The sequence below is a fragment of the uncultured Moraxella sp. genome (assembly GCF_945873075.1).
GTDB lineage: Bacteria > Pseudomonadota > Gammaproteobacteria > Pseudomonadales > Moraxellaceae > Moraxella.
In genome coordinates this window covers 1-20,063 of sequence record NZ_CAMCBS010000028.1, presented here as the reverse complement: position 1 = coordinate 20,063, position 20,063 = coordinate 1, and the positions used below count along the sequence as shown (strand labels likewise).

The window sequence follows — 20,063 nt, the reverse complement described above, 5'->3', positions numbered from 1 at the left end:
GCCAAGCCATCAACCATTGCTTTGTGTTGCTTATTGCGCTTTGATTGTGGACGGATGATTAGAAAATAAAAAATCGCAAAAAATGCCACAGGAATTAGCAAATTCATAAATAGTGATTGCTGACCAGCTGGTGCGCCAGTGGTTGCGTGAGCAGCAGTGATAAATAGATCTAACATAAAAAACTCCTAAATTTACAATTTTCAATCAAATGCGATGACTTGCATAAGTGTCATGGTCTGCCAATCATTGACAACAAGCACTCAAGCGAAAGACAAAATAACTGATATCATAACATATTTTTGGGGTGCTGACATGGATTTTCGTGGCTTTTGCTGATTTTATCAAATCAATACTTGCAGTTATGCTAAATTTCACTTAATATGAGCACTAATTTTTTGTTATTTTATCCCCTTATGTCCCGACACCGAACCCGATTTTTTAGTCCATTCATTCCTTTTGCCATCATTGCATCGCTATGTTTGCCGACACTTGCCCATGCAAGCTTTGAGCTTGGCGGTACTAGTATCAATCTGATTTTACTGATCTTTTTTATCTCTTTATCGCTGATTGTATCGTTTATTTGTTCGGTATCAGAAGCCGTGCTACTAACGATGACGCCATCGTATATCGATACACTGCAAGAAGATCAGCCAAAATTGGCGGCGCTACTTAAAGATGTCAAAATTGATAATATCGAAAAATCCATCTCGGCAATCTTGACCCTAAATACCGTTGCCCATACGCTAGGCTCGCTGGGTGCTGGCGCTCAAGCGGTGATTGTCTTTGGTGATGTGTGGTTTGGCGTGTTTAGTGGTGTGCTGACGCTCGTGATTCTCATCGGTACAGAGATTATCCCAAAGACACTTGGCACGACCTATTGGCGTCGATTTGCCACCCCTGTGGCGTATTATGTGCGTGCGATTAACTGGGTGCTGATGCCGATTATTTGGATTACCGAAAAAATCTCTCGCCTATTGACGCGTGGTCATCAAGAAAGTAGCTTCAACCGTCATGAATTTTTGGCACTTGCCAATCAAGGCGAAAGCTCGGGGCAGATGAGTGAGCTTGAGACACGCATTATCAAAAACTCGCTAGCACTTGGCATGATCAATGTCGAAGATATCGTCACGCCCCGTTCGGTGGTGACAGCCTTTGATCAGAATATGACGGTGGGCGATATTTTTGCTTTGCATCCAAAATTGCCTTTTTCTCGCTTTCCGATTTTTGATGAAGATTTGGACAATGCCACAGGCTTTGTGCTCAAATCGGATTTGCTCATTGCCAAGGCAAACCAAGAAATTCATACGCCAATCAAACAATTCAAGCGTGATATCAGCTTTGTATTTGCCAAGATGAAACTGTTTGATTTGCTTGATTTGATGCTTAAAGAGCGTGTGCATATCGCACTGGCTGTTGGTGAATTTGGCGAAGTCAAAGGCTTGGCTAGTCTTGAAGATGTGCTTGAGACGCTACTAGGTCTTGAGATTGTCGATGAATTTGACCGTGTCGATGATATGCAGGCACTGGCTCGTCAGCTGATGGATCGCCGTATGGCACGATTAGGCGCAAAGCTTGAACAAGATGATGCATCTGATGATGCTGACAAATCATCCAATTAAGTACAATAAAAGGGGCATTTAGCTCCTTTTTTAATTTTTTTGGTAAATACTTTGGTAAATAAATAGCCATACCAAAGCTTAACTCTGTAAATCCATGTGAAAAAGTCAATTATTTTGCCACATAGACTTCCCATAATTGCAACAAAATGTTACAATTTGCCATGATGGCTTAAGCTTTGGGTGTTATTGTAGTATGCAGATAAATTTGATACCATCTGTATTGCCTAACTAAGCCATTTGGGATATCGCAGATGATTTTGGCTTGATATCAAGCATGACTAACAAAGGGTTGTCCTATGAAACACAACACCCGACATTTTCTCAAACAAACCTTAAATGCCAGTCTATTGACTGCAGCGATTGGCACATTAGGTAAACTTTCTGGCAAAAATCTTGGTAAGGGCGTAGGTTTGGGCGTGTTCATTACCGCTTTAGGGGCGCAGACACTGATCAGCACGCCTGCCTATGCAATGAGCGAAAGCGACATTAATGCCTACTCAAGCGCCATGCGTACAGCCGCCAATAATCAAAACATCGCCCAAATCTCAAAGCTCATCGCTGATGATGCCATCATCTCATTGACACGCAACAACAAGACCATGAGTCTTGGTAAAGAAGATTATTTACAGCTACTTCAAAAAAGCTGGGCAAAGGCATCCAATTACCGTTATCAGATTAGCATCAGTGATGTTGTTATCACTGGCAATCAAGCTCGTGCACAGGTCGTCACCACCGAAACTTGGATACAAGATGGCAAACCAGTCACCATCAAGACCGCATCTCGTGCTACACTGTCGCAAGTAGGCTCAAACACCGTACTACTTCGCTCTGTTGCACAAGTCACTGTCAATTAATCCACTTCATCGATCAACATCCTTTTCACCCATAATTCTTACACAATAGTTACCAGCAGTGTATTTGTGTAAATTATGGGTGTATTGTTTATGCTTCATGCCTTTGATAGGTTGATAAAATTATCAAAATAAGGCATTATTTAACTTTTTAGATGATTGTTCATCATTTGATTTTTTTTGCTGACTGATCAAAAATAAGGATAAATAATGCCGCACACAGCCCCCGCCAAGTCAAGTCGCCTACTTAAGCCACGCCTACTTAAGCCACTAAGTATCGCCATTTCTTCTTGTATCTTGGCAGCGTGTAGCAGTACTCCTACAACAAGCAGTCAGCCAACCACCACTAAAGTCATCCAAAAAACCAACACAGCCAATGGCTCTTATGCCGGCGTACTCGATCCGCAGATGCTCGATGCGCTTGAAGATTTGCTACAAGCCACCGATATGAGCATGGTAGAAGGTGATGAGCTTGCCGTATCTCGCTATGGTAACTTATGGGATCGTATCCGCCGCGGTTATCGCATCGGTGAAGTGACCAATGCTCGTATCGAAGCCCAAAAGTCATGGTTCTACTCACGCCAAAGCTATCTCGATCGCTTGACCGCTCGTGCATCACGCTATCTACACCATACCGTCGCCGAAGCCGAACGCCGTGGCATTCCGACTGAGTTAGCGCTACTACCGATTATTGAGAGCTCATACGACCCGACAGCTACGAGTAATGCCGCCGCCGCAGGTCTATGGCAGTTTATCCCAAGCACAGGGCGTATCTATGGTCTTAACCAAAGCTCAAGCTATGATGGCCGCCGTGATGTCATCGAATCTACTCGTGCGGCGTATGACTTTTTGACCAGCCTGTATAATCAGTTTGGCTCATGGGAACTTGCCTTGGCAGCCTATAACGCAGGGCCAGGGCGCATCTCAAAAGCCATCAGAGCCAACCAAGAGCAGGGCTTGCCAACCGACTATTGGTCGCTAAAATTACCTACTGAGACGATGAACTATGTGCCACGCTTTATGGCGGTCGCCCAAATCGTCGGTGCGCCAAGCAGCTATGGCGTCACTCTACCTGCTATTGCCAACCACAATCACTTCCGTACAGTGCCGGTCAATTATGGTGTAAGCTTGTCTGAAGTCTCATCCATCACAGGTATCGCCGTCGATGAGCTTAAGCTTCTAAACCCTGCACTACTAAGCCAAACTGTCGATGAGATGGGCCCAAACCGTCTGGTCATCCCAGACAGTCTGCCGACTTCGATGGATGCCAAGTTATCTGCATTGAAAGGCTTTGGCTATGGCGGTGATTATGTAGCGACAGCGCCTGCACAAAGTATTGATTTTGTTGTACCAAAATCAGGTGCGAAGGTCAATACCCAGTCACAACAAGAGCTGATCTTGGCAAATACGCTACCGACGACGATCGCTCAGGTCACTGCCAATAACACCATCATTCAAGAGCCAGCGCTTAGTAAAGAAGAACGAGAGTTTATCGTTGAGCAGATTAAAGTTGATAGCAAAAATACCGTTCAGCCTGTCAGCCCAGCCGATGGCAATATTCAGCTTGATGCCATTCAGACAGGTCAATCGGTGCTTGATGCTCGTGGCGAAAATAAAGTCATCAGCTTCTCTGGTAGTCCTGCGCCCAAGCCTGTAGTTCAGCCTGCAACACCGATTCCCCCTGCGCAAAGCATCACTGTACCTGCCACCGTCGCTCAGTCACAGCCCGTACTTGGTCAAAGCACGACCGTGCCGAATAACACCAATAACACACTGGATCCGACAGGATTTCAACCATCAGTGCGCACGCAAGCACCAAATGCAACAGCGCCAGCTCGTGTAAATACCACTAACACAAGCACGCCCAAACCCGCTCAGCCAAAACCTGTCGCCAAACCCGAAAGCTACACCGTACGGGCAGGCGATAGCCTAACTTCTGTGGCTGCTGCTAATGGCTTGACTGTGGGGCAATTGGCAAGTTATAACAATCTGCCTGTGGATTCTGGTATTTTAATTGGTCAAAAGCTATGGCTAGTCTCAGGCAAAGTCAAACCACAAGCCCAACAATCATCACAGCCATCGACAAGCAATCAAAACACACAAGCTCGTCAAACAACAAGCAATAACAGCAATCCTGCTACACATAAAGTCGTCGCTGGTGAAGGCTTGACCGTTATCGCTCGTAAATATAATGTCTCATTGCAAGCCTTAGCAGCTGAAAACGGCTTATCAATAACTGATAATGTACTAATTGGGCAAGTATTAAAACTGCCAAATGGTGCCAGTGTCAATGCGGTACAAACATCAACACAAGCACAAGCAAGCAGTACAGCCAAACAAACACCTGCACCAAAAGTCGAAACCAAACCCGAAAGCTACACCGTACGGGCAGGCGATAGCCTAACTTCTGTGGCTGCTGCTAATGGCTTGACTGTGGGGCAATTGGCAAGTTATAACAATCTGCCTGTGGATTCTGGTATTTTAATTGGTCAAAAGCTATGGCTAGTCTCAGGCAAAGTCAAACCACAAGCCCAACAATCATCACAGCCATCGACAAGCAATCAAAACACACAAGCTCGTCAAACAACAAGCAATAACAGCAATCCTGCTACACATAAAGTCGTCGCTGGTGAAGGCTTGACCGTTATCGCTCGTAAATATAATGTCACACTACAAGCCTTGGCAGCTGAAAATGGCTTATCAGTGACTGATAATGTACTGATCGGACAAGTATTAAAACTGCCAAATGGTGTAAGTGCATCAAATAGCAACAGCAGCAGCAACAATACCACCAATACAACGAAAGCTACATCACAAAGCACGACACAAGCGGCAAGCACACCTGCATTGAATATCGCCACCGAAAGCTATGTCGTTAAATCGGGCGAAAGCCTAACCGCCATCGCCAAGCGAGCAGGTGTCAGTGTACAAAACTTAGCATCACTCAATGGTCTTTCGCCAACCGCTAACTTACTCGTTGGGCAGCGTATCAAGCTACCAAAAACCACGACTAGCTACACTGTCAAAGCAGGTGATGGCTTGATTTCATTGGCAAAACGCTATGGTATTAGCGCCGATGAGCTTGCCAAGATGAATGATCTTGAACCAAATGCCAATCTACGCATCGGGCAAGTGCTCACCGTGCCAAATAAATAATCATATCAATGCCAAAAGCCCCATCATTACCGATGGGGCTTTGTTGTTATTTGTTATGTCATCTCAAAACTAAATATTAGCACCGATTAAAGCACTACTCAATCATTCTAGACGCCGTCTCAATTCTTGACGATAACTTCTCTGTTTTGTTCTTTGTTGGCATTGTATTGCTTGATGGCTTCAAGGTAGGTGCGAATATTGGTCACATAAGTGATACATTGGCGATAGCGGGGTGTTTGCTGTTCGTGTTTATGCAGATAAGCATAAAAATTGAGCCATAGATTGGGATCTTTGCCACTATTTTTGAGTGTTTCTTGAATGTTTTTGACTGCATAAGGCCCCATATTATATGCCGCAAGCACAAACCACAGCCGATCTACTTCAGGTATATGCGCAAATTGTTCTTGTAATTGGCTTAAGTACTTTGCGCCACCATGAATGCTTTGTGCAGCATCATTGCGATCTTTGACACCCATTGCACGAGCAGTGTCTTGGGTGAGCATCATGATGCCCTGCACGCCAGTGGGTGATGTGGCATTGGCATCCAGATGCGACTCTTGATAACCAATCATCGCGAGCAGCTGCCAATCATGATCAAACTCTTTGGCGCTGACCTTAAAGCCATATTCATACAGCGGCAGTTTTTGGATGGCATCAGCAAAGTGCTTGGCATTATAGGCATTATCAAGCAAAGTATCATCATGAAACTTTGCCAAATAAGTTAAATCTTTTTGAAATTCATTATCACATAGATATTTACCAACATTACTTGCAATGTCGCTATCGGTGGCACTGATAAATGCCAAATGCTCATCGATGCCTGCTTGACGAAAAATCGCCATCTCTTCACTGCTGCATGCCAGTGGACTGACGATAGCATCTGTGATTTTTTGAGCTTCTGTGACGCTTAGCAGCGCCAAATCTACATCACCTGACTGCAAGGCATCTAAAGCCTGTGTACGATTATCAAAGCTGAGCATCCGAAGCTCAATGCCCAAATGGCTAGCATATTGGCGGGCAACATCGTAACCAAACCCATGCATTAAACCGTCTTCATCATACACAGTACTACGACCACTGACAGTCGCCACTGACAGTACTTGAGTCTGCGTCAGTGTCTCAATACCACGGATGACTTTTGCCTTGACAGCGTTGTCTTGACCGACGATTCCAAACAGCGGAATCAACACCAATGCACCGACCGCCACGCCGATACCAGCACGATAATAATAATGCGGATGCGTCGTGCGATAACGGTTCAGTTTGCGACTAGCGAGTACCGCTTGCAGCTTGATGGGATAAAGAATGCGATTTTTGATAAATGCCCAAGTGCCCGATTCCAAGTCACGACGAAAAACCACACGAGTTGGCGCTGTGCGGTAGGCGGATTTTGGTCGAGTAGGGTGCTTGTCTTGGTCGCTCATCAACGCTCCAAATCCCCATAAGATGCGATTTTAAGCATTGCAATCACGCTTGACGCATCTTTTGGACAAATTTTTAACTTTGAATTGCTATACTATGCAAAAAAATACGCCAAAGTTCAATTCAAACCAACACAAAATTACAATAATCCGCCATAATTTTAACAAAAATCGTCAAAATTATACTATTTTATCAATATAATTTAACAAATATCATTATATTTATTAATGTTAAAAATTGAGATACATAATTACATCTATTGTCAAATGAAATTTGTATGAACAACTGTTATGATAATGTCATCGCTAACAACAGGTGCATCACGCAGGATTAAAAATATCAACAAACTTCGTCGGGATACCCAATGATGCTTGCACCACCCGCCCAAGCTCACGGATACCGCCACGCTCGGTGGCATGATGACCTGCGGCAAAATAATCAATGCCCATTTCACGGGCAAAATGCGTGGTGCGCTCGCTGATTTCGCCAGATACAAAGGCATCACAGCCCATTTCATACGCCTGTTCAATCATATCTTGTGCGCCGCCTGTGCAGATGCCGATTTTGGTTAGGATACGGTCTTTTTCGCCTGCGTTGATATGTAGGGGTGCAATACCCAGTGTATTGCTGATTTTTTGGGCAAAATCAGATGCGCTAATCGGTGCTGTGGTGGCGACATTACCTACAGGGTACTTCTCATGTGGATACAATGCACCGACAATTTGCAAATCCAGCTCACTAGCAAGGACGGCATTATTGCCGATGACAGGGTGGGCGTCTAATGGCAGATGATAGGCAATGAGTGAAATGCCATTTTGCATCAGGCTGCGAATGCGTGCGCCTTTCATACCGACGAGCGGGGCGGGTTCACCTTTCCAAAAATAGCCATGATGCACCAAAATCGCTTGGGCGTTTTGGGCGATGGCGCCATCAATCAAGGCTTGGCTTGCGGTCACACCTGTGATGATGTTGTTGATTGGCACGCCTGCATCGACTTGTAGTCCATTTGGGCAATAATCGCTAAAATTACTCGCCTGCAAATATTCATCACAAAAACGGGTCAATTCTTGGGCGCTGATGGTGGTTGTCATGGTAGTTTTCCAAAATTTATTAATTTAGGCTATTGTAATGACTTCATGGGTGATTGGCAAGCTTGGCAAGGGTTTTTGGATTTTGCTTGACCCACTTTCATCACTTAGCTATCGCCAATGAGTGCGGTGCTGTTGATATGATGATAAAATTTAGAAAAATTCATTAGACTAATAATTACCAAATGTATCCACCTTGAAAAACTTGCTTGATACGCCCATGATATACTTCGCCATCAACTGCATATCAACTGCAAATGACACCATCTTGCCATTAAAAGGATAAACTATGAACCAAAAGCCAATTCACCAAAAACAACAAGGCTTTAGCGCTTGGGCGATTTTGCCTTGGCTACTTGCCATCGCTTTGGCGGCTGTGCTGTGGCTCGTCTATGAGCAACTGCAAAATACACGCACGCAAGTGGATACACTCAGCCAACAGCCTGCCCAAACCGTCTGGCAGCCCAAAGTCGCCGATAATACAGGGGTCAATCCCGATACGCCAAGCCCTGTCAGTTCTTATCATAATGCGGTCAGCCTAGCAGCGCAGTCGGTTGTCAATATCTACACCACACAGCGTATCAGCCGTAGCCCTTATGCCAATGACCCTGTACTTCAGCAGTTGTTTGAACAGCATTATGGCAAAATTGAACGAGAAGAAAACAGCCTCGGCTCAGGCGTGGTCGTCTCAAAAGATGGCTATATCATCACCAATGCCCATGTTATCGAAGACGCCACCGAGATTACTGTGGTGTTTCATGATGGCTCAAAGGCTCATGCCAAAGTCATCGGGCGTGATGTTGAGAGTGATTTGGCGGTCATTCGTGTTGAGCGTAGCGACCTTGTGCCGATGGCGTTTCGTGATACCGCCATCCAAGTGGGCGATGTCGCCTTGGCTATCGGCAACCCCTTTGGCGTGGGGCAAACTGTCACCCAAGGCATCATCTCAGCGACAGGGCGTGCTGGGATTGGCGTTAGTAATTTTGAAGATTTTATTCAAACAGATGCCGCCATCAACCCGGGCAACTCAGGCGGTGCGTTGGTCGATGCCAATGGTGCACTAATCGGTATCAATACCGCCATCTATTCTCGCTCAGGTGGCTCAATGGGTATCGGCTTTGCCATCCCGACAACTATCGTCAGCCAAGTGATGAATGATTTGATTAATAAAGGCTATGTCAGTCGTGGCTGGATTGGCGTGGAAATCGCTCGCACCGCCGACAACCCAACTGCTATCGACACCCAAGAAGGGCTATTGATTGCCCGAGTGCTCGCAGATGGTCCAGCTGATAAAGCAGGTATCAAATCGGGTGATGTGTTGCTTGCTTTGGATGATATTCAGCTGACCAATGGCAATGCTTTGGTGAATTTGGTTGCCAAAAAAGCACCAGGCACACAGATGACTGCAATCGTTCGTCGTGGCAGTGAAACGCTCAATCTGCCAATCACACTTGCCGAGCGTCCAAACCCATCTGCCCAAGTGCCAACTCAAACACCAAGCCAAGCGCAGAACCAAACCACACCATCAACGCCACAGGATGCACCTGCGCAAAATGCACCAAATAGTGCACCGCATGACGGCAGCTATGAAGCTCAGCTCAATCACTTATTTAATGAGCTCAAAAAGCTACAAAATCAGTGATAACTTAAGTCAAAAAAACCGAACTGTGATGGTTCGGTTTTTTGTTTGGTCTTCACAATCTTATTTTGGTATCACAAGCTGCATTCTACGATTAAAAAACCGTCTCACCACAAACAATGCCGATAGCGTACACGACAGCGCACTGCCTGCACAAATAAAAAACATGGTAATAATCTGATAACGCACCGCCTGCGTCGGATCAGCACCGGCTAGGATTTGACCTGTCATCATTCCTGGTAGGCTCACCACACCCACCACCATCATTGAATTGATCGTTGGCATCATCCCGCTACTGATGGCTGTGGCGATGGCGCTGTGGCACGCTTCATAAGGGGTTGCTGACAGCGATAACATCGTACGAATCTCAGCCTGCTCGCTGTGCAGATGGTCAATCAGCCGTCCTGTGGTCAGCGAAATGGCAGTCAGCGAGTTACCCAAAATCAAGCCTAAAATCGGAATGATGTACTGCGGTGCATACCATGGCGAAACCTGCAAAATCAGCACCATCGCCACGAGCGTCACCACACCTGTCGCCACGCCTAGTGAGAGCAGGGTATCGGTCAATAGTCCACGATAGGGGCGTTTGATGCGTTTTTTGGCAGAGATGGCAGCGATGAGCGTCATGATGGATAATATCGTCAGCACTTCGTACCATGCTTCGCGGGCAAAGACCCATGCTAGTATCAGCCCGATTAGGCTAAGCTGTGCTATCGTGCGGATACTTGCGACGAGCAAGGTCTTGGCAAGTCCTAGCTTAAGATAAACGGATATCCCAATCGCTATCAGCACAAGTAGCGATGCCATCAGCACATCAATGATATCTAAAGTCATACACACTCCAAGCCATCGGGCTGTGCACACTCAAGCCGTCCTGCCGTCATCTGCCACGATATCGCACCCAGCATATCCACTTCATCCGCACGATGGCTAATCCAGATATAAGCACGATGTGCATCAAGCCACTCATGCACGAGCGTCATCAGCACGCCTGCACTCACCGTATCGAGCGCTGCGGTCGGCTCATCAAGCAGTAGCACCGTCGGCTCAAGCTGCAGCATACGCAAAAAATGCACGATTTGACGCTCGCCACCAGACAGTTTGGTGATGTCTTGATAAATAAAATCAGGTGCTTTGCCAAATCGTGATAGCCATGCTAGATGCTGATGTTCATCAAAGTGCTTATTTTTATGATGGCTAAAGCGGTAGGGTAACTTCAAATTATCCAATACCGTGCCATCCATCATCACAGGCGTCTGAGTCAGTAGGGCGACTTGATGACGCCAAACTTGCGGTGGTATCATCGCTTGATTCTGCACTGTTTGCGTATCTAGCAGAATTTGACCTTGTATTAGTGGTAGTTGTCCTGCCAAAGCAGACAGTAGCACGGATTTACCTGCGCCTGATGCGCCTGTCAGCACCACCTTATCACCGCCATAGAGCACGCCTGAGACATCATCGAGTAGCACACGAGTACCCTGTGCGTCATTATCTGTGATAGATATATGATTAAAGCTTAATAAAGGATGATTTGACATATCAGTAAAGCTTAATTATGATGACAAAGATTTAAGCGTCTGCACAAAGGATATCGGCAGTCGGTGCGGACGAATGGCCTTGCCATCATTACGCACACAAGCAAGGGTGATACCGCCTGTGGTCGCAGGTTTGTCACTATCAGGTCGATAGATGCTTTGGGATAGGATTAGGCTTGCAGGCTTGATAGTCAGGCTATCTACAGTAACGCTTAGCTCATCATCAACCAGCAATGGGGCGATGTATTTGAGCTCGGCTTGACTTACCACAAAATGCACCGCACCGCCTTGACCATGTGTATTTGCCGTGCCTTCGCCATCATCGGATAAGTCAAAAAAGTAGCCATCATAACCCAATGATGCCAACCAATCACGGCGACAATTTTCAAAAAAAGTTAAATGATTGGCATGATAAACAATCCCACCTGCATCAGTGTGATTGATATAGACTTTGTAATTTTTTTGATAAATTGACATCACGATTTCCCTATAATTGCCCAAAGATAATCAATGAAATTGGCTTACTATTGTACACCTTTTATCCGCTTGGGTGTTAGTATTTTACAAGAGTATCTGGTAGATGCTGATGCAACAAAACTTTGTACAAAAAATTTCGCCATTTGCCCCAAAAATTGTTACAATAGCCTAATTTTTTGAAAATAAATACATTAGGCGCATAATGATGACTACTTTTGTCAGTTTTAATATCAATGGGCTGCGAGCTCGCCCGCATCAGCTACAAGCCGTCAAAGAAAGCTTGAATGCGGATGTTATCGGACTTCAAGAAACCAAAGTGCATGATGAAGCATTTCCGCTTGAGATGGCAAGCGAGCTTGGCTATCATGTGGAATTTTTTGGGCAAAAGTCGCATTATGGCGTGGCGCTCATCTCCAAGCAAGCACCGATGTTTGTACAAAAGGGCTTTCCGTTTGGCGATGCCGATGCCCAGCGCCGACTGATTCATGCACGCTATGACTTTGGCGGTCAGGTGGTTGATGTGCTAAACGGCTATTTTCCGCAGGGCGAAAATCGCAGTCATGAGACCAAATTCCCCATGAAGCGTGCGTTTTATGCCGATTTGAACCGCTATATCACCGAGCTAAAAAGCGATGGCAATGAGCTTATCATCATGGGCGATATGAATATCTCGCCACTGGATATCGATGTCGGTATCGGTGAAGTCAATGCCAAACGCTGGCTTGCCAAAGGCACTTGTTCGTTTTTGCCCGAAGAGCGTGATTGGTATCAAGCTTTGATGGAAACGGGATTAAGCGATACTTATCGATTGTTCCGACCTGATGCCGCCGATGAGTTTAGTTGGTTTGATTATCGCTCTCGTGGCTTTGAAGATACGCCGAAGCGTGGACTGCGCATTGACCACATTTTATGTACAGATGGGCTAAAAAATCGCTGTGTCGATGCCGGTATCAGCTATGATATTCGTGGTATGGATAAGCCGTCTGATCATGCGCCGATTTGGGCGAAGTTTGATTTGTAAGGTGATTTGCACAGATTTGATTTGCAAAGAATTTGGGTGTTTGACTTTTGTTGGATTTTTGGGTAAATTCAACAGAGATGATGGCATGGTTGTAATAGCCAAAACTTCACATAGCTTATCAAACGTCTTATCAGATGTCTTTGATGGCAAATGATTAAACTGATTTTTTTAACGAAACCACTTTTTAATAAAACAACAAGGAGCACACTCATGGCAGTTGGTGATATTAGCATTCCACAGACGATTTATCCGATTTCTGGGGTAAAAATCGGCACGACCAAAGCGCATGTGAGATACGCTGACCGCCGTGATTTGGTGGTGTTTGAGATTGCTACAGGGGCGACGGTGGCGGCCGTCACCACCCAAAATCAGTTTTGTGCTGCGCCTGTGCAGGTACTTCGTAAGCACATTGCAAATACAGTGCCAACACATCTACTCATCAATACCGGCAATGCCAATGCTGCAACGGGTGCAGATGGTGTCGAGCGTGCGCTGGCGACTTGTGATGCTTTGGCAAATAAAGCAGGCGTCAGCACCCAAAATATCTTACCATACTCAACAGGTGTCATCGGTGAAGCTCTGCCAAGTGATAAAATCATTGCAGGACTGGACGGTGCGTTGGCGGATTTGTCCGAAAATAACTGGCTAGATGCTGCACACGGTATCTGCACAACTGATACCATCCCTAAGCTTGCTAGCGAAAAGGTAAGCATTGATGGCGTGGACTACCACATCACAGGCATCTCAAAGGGCGCAGGAATGATTCGCCCAAATATGGCGACGATGCTTGGCTTTGTGGCGACCGATGCCAAGATTGACCAAGCCTTGCTCCAATCAATGCTCATTAAGCTGACCAATGCGTCATTCAACCGTATCACCATCGATGGCGATACATCGACCAACGACTGCTGTACGCTGATTGCCACAGGCGCGGCAGGTGAGATGAGTGAGAGTCATCCTAAGTTTGATGAGTTTTATGCGGCGCTTGAGCGTGTATTTGTCCGCTTGGCAACACTCATCGTGCGTGATGGTGAAGGGGCGACCAAGTTCATCACCGTCAAAGTCACTGGCGGTAAAGATACTGCCGAATGTGCTGATGTCGCCTATGCGGTGGCACATTCACCACTGGTTAAGACAGCGTTTTTTGCCTCTGATCCAAACTGGGGACGCATCCTAGCAGCAGTCGGCTATGCAGGCGTCGAGCTTGACCAAAGCCGTGTCAATGTCGCACTCGATGAAGTATCCATCTGTGAGCGTGGTGGATTGGCGACAGGCTACACCGAAGCGCGTGGCAGTGAAGTCATGAAGCGTCCTGAGATTACCGTGCATATCGAGCTTGGGCGTGGCGATGCGACCGATACGGTTTATACCTGTGATTTGTCTTATGACTATGTGAAGATTAATGCGGATTATCGCTCATAAGTGATGTGGTTAAGCAAAACAGCTATTGTTAGAGATTAACAATAGCTGTTTTTTTACTTGCTAAATTATCAAAGCTTCTGATAAGATACAGTAATATTTTTGTTGCAAATTAGAAAGGTTTGCTCGTATCAAAAGGAGTTTTTATGAATCGTGCTTATCGAGTGATTTTTAACCATGCCACAGGCGTATGGCAGTGCGTGAGTGAGTTGGCACGCAGTAAAGGCAAAAGCAAGTCATTTAAGGCATTGGCATTAGTCAGTACTGTGATGGCAAGCTCACAGGCGATGGCGGTGGATTATACCACGAGTACAACGCTAGCCAATCCCTATAACCTAGATGGTTCAGACAGCATTTTGCAAGCCACTGTTAATGGCACTGAGATTAATATTGGCAATAACGCTCAAGGAACAATAACGGCAAATAATGGCACACTCAATGCAAGTCAGTATCTGCGATTTGGTTTTCATAACGGCAGTCAAGGTAGTGGCACATTTAACAGTAGTGACATTAACACCAAAGACGAAACCGTCATTGGATTTTCGGGCAATGGTGATGTCAGCCTAACCAACTCATCTGCACTAACCACCAAACAATTATCACTTGGTATAGATGTAGGTACAACGGCTAAGCTAAGTGCTACGGACAGCGCAATTATTGTCGGCAATCAATCTGCTAATGATGGCAACTTGGTCGTGGGCGTTTCAGGCATTGGCGAAATCACCATCACTGGAAAAGCTATCAATCCCACATCTTATCCTTACAATCAATATTCATCCGATTTAGCCGTTTATGGTGATGCTATTATCGGTGCATTGCCAAACAGTCAAGGTAAAATCAACATTGACGGCTATACAGGGTTCAATGTCGCCAAAAATCTCATTATCGGAGCAGGCGGTCAGGGTGAAGTCACTTTTAATAAAAACTCACCAGATTCATCAGGACACACGAGAACAGACAAGATTTATATTGGCGGTTATGAAGATTCAGTTAATAACGCCCAAACCACCAACGGCAAAGGCACTTTATCTTTGATTGATAGTGATTTGACTGCCAATGAGATTATTGTGGGCAATACGGGCAGTGGCACTCTGAATTTACGCATTGATGATGTTGCTAATTTTATTTCAACCTTAACTGTCAATCAAATCAGCCGTAATCCAAATTCACAACTGTCTGAAATTTATCTCAACGGCGGTGAGATTAGCATAGAACTTGACCAACCCAACTTATTTGCCAATTTTACCAAAGATAATAAAATCGAGATTGGCGAAAAAGGCATCGGATTTGTCACAGGTGACCACCGTGTTAACAATCCAGCATCTGCCAATGTCACCATCGACCCCAATGCAGTCATCACAGGCAATGCAGGTAGCTTTGATATCAACAATCCTGATATCCCGGGCGGGTTTTTCAAAAGCGGGGTTGGTACATTAACGATTTCTGAAAATACCAAACAGTTCGCTGGTGATATCGCTATCACTCGTGGCACGCTAAAAATTGATGGTAATTACACCATGAACGGCGAAAATCTCATCATTGGTCTGATTGACTGGAATAGTGACGATACTTTTGATAATAAAGACGAATACGGCAAATTAATCGTGACAGGCAAGGCTGATGTAAGTAACGGTAATTTGGCTGTTTATGTGGATGAATTTATCAAAAATGGCATAACCGCTGACACCGTCGTCAAAGATGTCGTCACCGCAGACAAACTGGTCGGTCAATTTAAGCAAGTGACTGACAACAGTCCTTTGGTGACTTTTTATGCGGATTATTCTGATCCAAATAAAGTTCATCTCACTTTAGTTAAGCCTGTCAATCAGCCAGAACCTGTGGTGCCACCGACAGTTGAACCTGCCACGCCACCAGTCACACCACCTGTGGTAGAACAGCCGGTAACACCACCTGAGACGACCACACCAGAGCCGACGACACCAGAAACACCTGTTGAGCAGCCATCAGAACAGCCGGTAGAGCCACCGACCGAACCCACTCCGCCAGTGACTGAGCCAACGCCAGTCGTGCGTGATGTCAATTTCGTCACTGCAGTGAATGAAAATCACAACACCGACTCAATGGCACTGGCAGCACATCTAGATCAGATCGTCGCCGATGGTTCTGCGCTGTCTGATGCACTACTTCGTGATACGGTGAATTTTGATTCTGCCAAGCTATCACAAGCGGTCAGCGAGCTTGAGCCGCTGATGATGGGTGCGACCAATCGTATTTTGCGTGATGTCAGCAATCAAGCAGCGCAAGCCTTGTTTGACCCCACCATTTCTCGTGAGCGGGCATTTTGGGCGACACTGATCGGTAAGGATGGTCAGCTTGATGCCAAAAATACAGGACTGCTTGGCTATGACAATACGGATTTTGGTGCCATCACAGGTATTGATACTATGCTTGATCGCACTCGTGTCGGCATCGCCATCGCCTATGTCCAAAGCGATGCCGATAGTACAGATCGCCATGATCACAGCCTAAGCGCCAAATCCAAGTTCGGTATGATCTATGCCGATCACGATGCCAATGATGCCACGCGTATCTATGGTCAAGTCGCCATCGGTCGCAGTGACATCGAAGGCGAGCGCAAGATTAGCACGCTCACTCAAGCCATCGCCAAATCTGACTATCAGGCCGATATCATCAATGCAGGCTTGGGCGTGGAATATCGTCTTGGCAATAGCACTCGCAATATCACGCCTTTTGCTCGCTTAGACTATGCACACATCCGCGCTGATGGCTATCAAGAGACTGGTGCAGGCGCGTACAATCTTAGCGTAGACAAACAGTCCTATGAGAGACTCCGCACTACTATCGGTACCAAATTCAACCAAGCCATCACACCAAAGCTTGGTATCACAGGTACTTTGGCAGCTGCCTATGATAGCGGTGATGATGCTACTTATATCAGCGCAGGCTTTGATGGGGCAGGGTCATCGACACGCTTTGTCACGGCATCGGATGCGACCGATCGCACCATCGGCATCGCAGGGCTGGGTATCAATTATCAGCTGACACCGATGGCAAGCCTTTCTGCAGGCTATCAAGGTCAATGGCAATCAGGCTATGACAGCCACTCTGCCAATATTGGCTTTAAGGTACAGTTTTAAGCCGACCCAAAGAAAAATATCCAAGCATTCAAACGCTTGGATATTTTTTATTACAATGACATGGCGACAGTTATGATGTATTTGTAAGTTAAGTATAGTCATGACTTTGTAAATGTTGGCACAACACCACATAAAACTTGTGAGCGGCATCAGACAGTGTGCGTCCACGCAGTCGATATAAGTATGATGCTCGAGTGATGCGTGGCGCTGACAGTACTCGCATTTCAAGGCCATTTTGGGCGACTCGAGTGCGAGAATAAGGCAGGCACAAGGTCAAACCCAGCTCTTGACTCACCATGCTAAATGCCGTCGTCAAAAAATTGACCTGATAAGCAGCATCCTTAATCATCATTGCTTCATCATTTGGCAAATCAGCGCCCAACAGCTCTGAGAACATGCCCGCCATCGTGATCAATGGTTCATGTCGAAGGTCTTTCCATTCGACACTGTCACGCTGTGCCAATGGGTGAGTGGGCGGCATCACCACATAAAATGGCAAATCAAACAACAGCTCAGACGATAAGCTGTCAGCGATATTACGAGCAGGGGCAATCCCAAAATCCACTTCGCTTGACGCCACCGCATCGATGACCGCATCGACCGAGCAATCTTTCATCGATACCTTGATATTAGGATATGCCGCCACAAACTCTGCGATCACTTTTGGCAGAATCGAAGCTGCCAGCTGCTGACTGACAGCGATATTCACCACACCGCTTTCGAGCGCCTTTAGTCTGCCAACTTCGGTGGTCATGTTTTCAACATCATACAAAATCTTGGTCGCCATCGGATAGATGTGCTGACCCGCCACCGATAATGACAGCTTGCGAGTCGTCCGATCAAACAGCCGCAGCGCCAGCGTACTTTCAAAATCCTTAATCAAGCCACTTAATGCCGACTGTGTCAGATGCAGATTCTCTGCCGCTTTGGTAAAGCTACCTGTTTCTGCTACAGCTTTAAAGGCGCGTAACTGTCGCAGGGTAATGTTATTTAAGTTCATAATACACATCCCATACTCATTTTGCATAACTTATCATAAATATCGATAAATAATCAAGAAAATCCCGTTTTACCTTTTGGGCTTTTTTTGATGAAATGATACCAAGATTAATGCAGTCGCATTTTTCATTTACCAAGTCGGCTCAATGAATATAAAGGAGTATAACTATGACAATCACCCAAGGCGTGCATCATGTTGCTTATCGCTGCAAAGATGCCAAAGAAACGGTCGAATGGTACCAAAAACATCTGGATTTGGGCTTTGTGCTTGCCATCGCCGAAGACAAAGTACCATCGACAGGCGAGCCTGATCCGTATATGCACATCTTTTTGGATGTCGGCGGTGGCAATATTTTGGCGTTTTTTGAGCTGCCGACCAAAGCTGAAATGGGGCGTGATGAGAACACACCGCTATGGACACAGCACTTAGCGCTCAAGGTCAAAGACATGGATACGCTACTTGCCACCAAAGAACGCCTAATCGCTGGCGGTGTCGATGTGCTTGGCCCAGTAAACCACACACTGTTTCATTCGATTTATTGCTTCGACCCCAATGGCCATCGCATCGAGCTTGCTTGCGATGTCACCACTGACAAAATGGCAAAAGCACTCGATAAAGTCAAATGGGATATGTTAAACGAATGGGCAATCACCAAAAAAGCCCCACAACACGCACGCTGGGTGCATGATGGCACAGAGCCACCTGATGTTTGATTTTACCAACTCACCAATGTCATTTTTAAATCAGTATTTTTAAATAAGGAATATTATATGAAATTAGCAACTCTAAAAAAAGGTGGTCTTGATGGTACTTTGGTCGTCGTTAGCCGTGATTTGAGCATCTGCCGTGAAGTCGCTGACATCGCACCGACGCTACAGTCTGCCCTAGACAACTGGGATGAAGCCGCCCCAAAACTACAAACGGTCTATCAAGAACTAAACGATGGCAAAGATGGTGTAGCATTCGACCAAACTGCTTGTCATTCACCACTGCCACGCGCCTATCAATGGGCAGACGGCTCAGCCTACCTAAACCATGTGGAGCTGGTGCGTAAGGCTCGTAATTCAGAAGTGCCTGCGTCGTTTTATGAAGATCCACTGATGTATCAAGGTGGCTCAGACAGCTTTATCGGCCCACGAGATGAAATCGTCGCCAAAGAAGCATGGGGCATCGATATGGAAGCCGAAGTCACTGTGGTGACAGGTCGCGTTGCCCTAGGTAGTACGCCCGAAGAAGCCGCTAAGCAGATTCGCCTTGTGATGCTGGTCAATGATGTCTCACTGCGCAATCTGATTCCGGCAGAGCTTGCCAAAGGCTTTGGCTTTTTCCAAAGTAAGCCTGCATCAGCATTTAGCCCTGTGGCGGTCACCCCTGACGAGCTAGAAGATTGGTCGGATGATGCCAAGCTACATCTGCCACTGGTCGTACATCTGAACGACAATCTATTTGGTCGCCCAAATGCCGGCATGGATATGACCTTTGGCTTTGGTCAGCTGATCGCCCACGCTGCCAAGACTCGCAACCTAGCAGCAGGTACGATCATCGGCTCAGGCACGGTGTCAAATAAGCAAGACAGCCTATGGGGTTCAAGCGTGGAGCATGGTGGCGTCGGCTACTGCTGCCTAGCCGAACTGCGTATGTATGAAGCCATCGAAGGCAAGCCACAGACGCCATTTATGAAAGGTGGTGATGTGGTGCGTGTGGAGATGTTTGATAA

Annotated in this window: 16 protein-coding genes; 9 read left to right on the top strand and 7 right to left on the bottom strand. The window is 46.2% G+C overall.

Annotation, left to right across the window (positions count from 1 at the left end; genetic code table 11):
• The coding region (locus Q0N89_RS09840) for a preprotein translocase subunit YajC (RefSeq protein ID WP_367178561.1) at positions 1-176 on the bottom strand (176 nt) is incomplete at its 3' end.
• Between the two features lie 237 nt (positions 177-413).
• Between Q0N89_RS09840 and Q0N89_RS08590 the strand changes: the two genes are divergently transcribed.
• The 3 genes from Q0N89_RS08590 (at position 414) to Q0N89_RS08580 (ending at position 5,626) form a co-directional block, all read left to right on the top strand.
• The gene (locus tag Q0N89_RS08590) at positions 414-1,619 is read left to right on the top strand and encodes a CNNM domain-containing protein (RefSeq protein WP_294035402.1); all 1,206 of its coding nucleotides are present in this window, start codon (positions 414-416) and stop codon (positions 1,617-1,619) included.
• Between the two features lie 296 nt (positions 1,620-1,915).
• Positions 1,916-2,473 carry a nuclear transport factor 2 family protein gene (locus tag Q0N89_RS08585; protein ID WP_294035400.1) on the top strand — a complete coding sequence of 186 codons (558 nt, stop codon included), beginning with the start codon at positions 1,916-1,918 and terminating at the stop codon, positions 2,471-2,473.
• Between the two features lie 207 nt (positions 2,474-2,680).
• The gene (locus tag Q0N89_RS08580; protein ID WP_294035398.1) at positions 2,681-5,626 is read left to right on the top strand and encodes a LysM peptidoglycan-binding domain-containing protein; all 2,946 of its coding nucleotides are present in this window, start codon (positions 2,681-2,683) and stop codon (positions 5,624-5,626) included.
• 119 nt (positions 5,627-5,745) lie between these two features.
• Here Q0N89_RS08580 and Q0N89_RS08575 read toward each other — a convergent pair whose 3' ends face one another.
• Together Q0N89_RS08575 and Q0N89_RS08570 are read right to left on the bottom strand one after the other, a co-directional pair.
• Positions 5,746-7,050 (bottom strand): transglycosylase SLT domain-containing protein, encoded by a 1,305-nt coding sequence (locus Q0N89_RS08575; protein WP_294035396.1) that lies wholly within the window; start codon positions 7,048-7,050, stop codon positions 5,746-5,748.
• Between the two features lie 318 nt (positions 7,051-7,368).
• A complete protein-coding gene (locus Q0N89_RS08570) occupies positions 7,369-8,139 on the bottom strand; it encodes a Nif3-like dinuclear metal center hexameric protein (protein ID WP_294035394.1) in 771 nt (256 codons plus the stop codon).
• Between the two features lie 286 nt (positions 8,140-8,425).
• Here Q0N89_RS08570 and Q0N89_RS08565 point away from each other — a divergent pair, with 286 nt between their 5' ends.
• Entirely contained in the window at positions 8,426-9,778 is a 1,353-nt protein-coding gene (locus tag Q0N89_RS08565) for a trypsin-like peptidase domain-containing protein (RefSeq protein ID WP_294035392.1), read from the top strand.
• A gap of 60 nt (positions 9,779-9,838) precedes the next feature.
• Here Q0N89_RS08565 and fetB read toward each other — a convergent pair whose 3' ends face one another.
• Genes fetB through Q0N89_RS08550 form a run of 3 tightly spaced genes read right to left on the bottom strand, consistent with a single transcriptional unit; the run spans position 9,839 to position 11,787 of the window.
• A complete protein-coding gene (gene fetB, locus Q0N89_RS08560; protein ID WP_294035390.1) occupies positions 9,839-10,609 on the bottom strand; it encodes an iron export ABC transporter permease subunit FetB in 771 nt (256 codons plus the stop codon).
• Positions 10,606-11,313, bottom strand: a complete 708-nt coding sequence (locus Q0N89_RS08555) for an ATP-binding cassette domain-containing protein (protein ID WP_294035388.1) — start codon at positions 11,311-11,313, stop codon at positions 10,606-10,608. The genes fetB and Q0N89_RS08555 overlap by 4 nt, the downstream gene beginning before the upstream one ends.
• Before the next feature lie 15 nt (positions 11,314-11,328).
• A complete protein-coding gene (locus Q0N89_RS08550; protein ID WP_294035386.1) occupies positions 11,329-11,787 on the bottom strand; it encodes a thioesterase family protein in 459 nt (152 codons plus the stop codon).
• Positions 11,788-11,992: 205 nt separating this feature from the next.
• Between Q0N89_RS08550 and xthA the strand changes: the two genes are divergently transcribed.
• The 3 genes from xthA to Q0N89_RS08535 all read left to right on the top strand — a co-directional run bounded on the left by xthA (position 11,993) and on the right by Q0N89_RS08535 (position 17,346).
• Positions 11,993-12,808 carry an exodeoxyribonuclease III gene (xthA, locus tag Q0N89_RS08545; RefSeq protein ID WP_294035383.1) on the top strand — a complete coding sequence of 272 codons (816 nt, stop codon included), beginning with the start codon at positions 11,993-11,995 and terminating at the stop codon, positions 12,806-12,808.
• Between the two features lie 210 nt (positions 12,809-13,018).
• Positions 13,019-14,230: a bifunctional glutamate N-acetyltransferase/amino-acid acetyltransferase ArgJ gene (gene argJ, locus Q0N89_RS08540; protein WP_294035380.1), complete on the top strand. Its 1,212-nt coding sequence runs from the start codon at positions 13,019-13,021 to the stop codon at positions 14,228-14,230.
• A gap of 143 nt (positions 14,231-14,373) precedes the next feature.
• Complete coding sequence (locus tag Q0N89_RS08535; RefSeq protein WP_294035378.1) at positions 14,374-17,346, top strand: autotransporter domain-containing protein; 2,973 nt, start codon at positions 14,374-14,376, stop codon at positions 17,344-17,346.
• Positions 17,347-17,434: 88 nt separating this feature from the next.
• Here Q0N89_RS08535 and Q0N89_RS08530 read toward each other — a convergent pair whose 3' ends face one another.
• Positions 17,435-18,346 carry a LysR family transcriptional regulator gene (locus Q0N89_RS08530; protein WP_294035376.1) on the bottom strand — a complete coding sequence of 304 codons (912 nt, stop codon included), beginning with the start codon at positions 18,344-18,346 and terminating at the stop codon, positions 17,435-17,437.
• Positions 18,347-18,507: 161 nt separating this feature from the next.
• Between Q0N89_RS08530 and Q0N89_RS08525 the strand changes: the two genes are divergently transcribed.
• Positions 18,508-19,059 (top strand): VOC family protein, encoded by a 552-nt coding sequence (locus Q0N89_RS08525; protein ID WP_279827251.1) that lies wholly within the window; start codon positions 18,508-18,510, stop codon positions 19,057-19,059.
• Positions 19,060-19,116: 57 nt separating this feature from the next.
• On the top strand, positions 19,117-20,063 hold a 947-nt coding region (locus tag Q0N89_RS08520; RefSeq protein WP_294035374.1), incomplete at its 3' end, for a fumarylacetoacetate hydrolase family protein.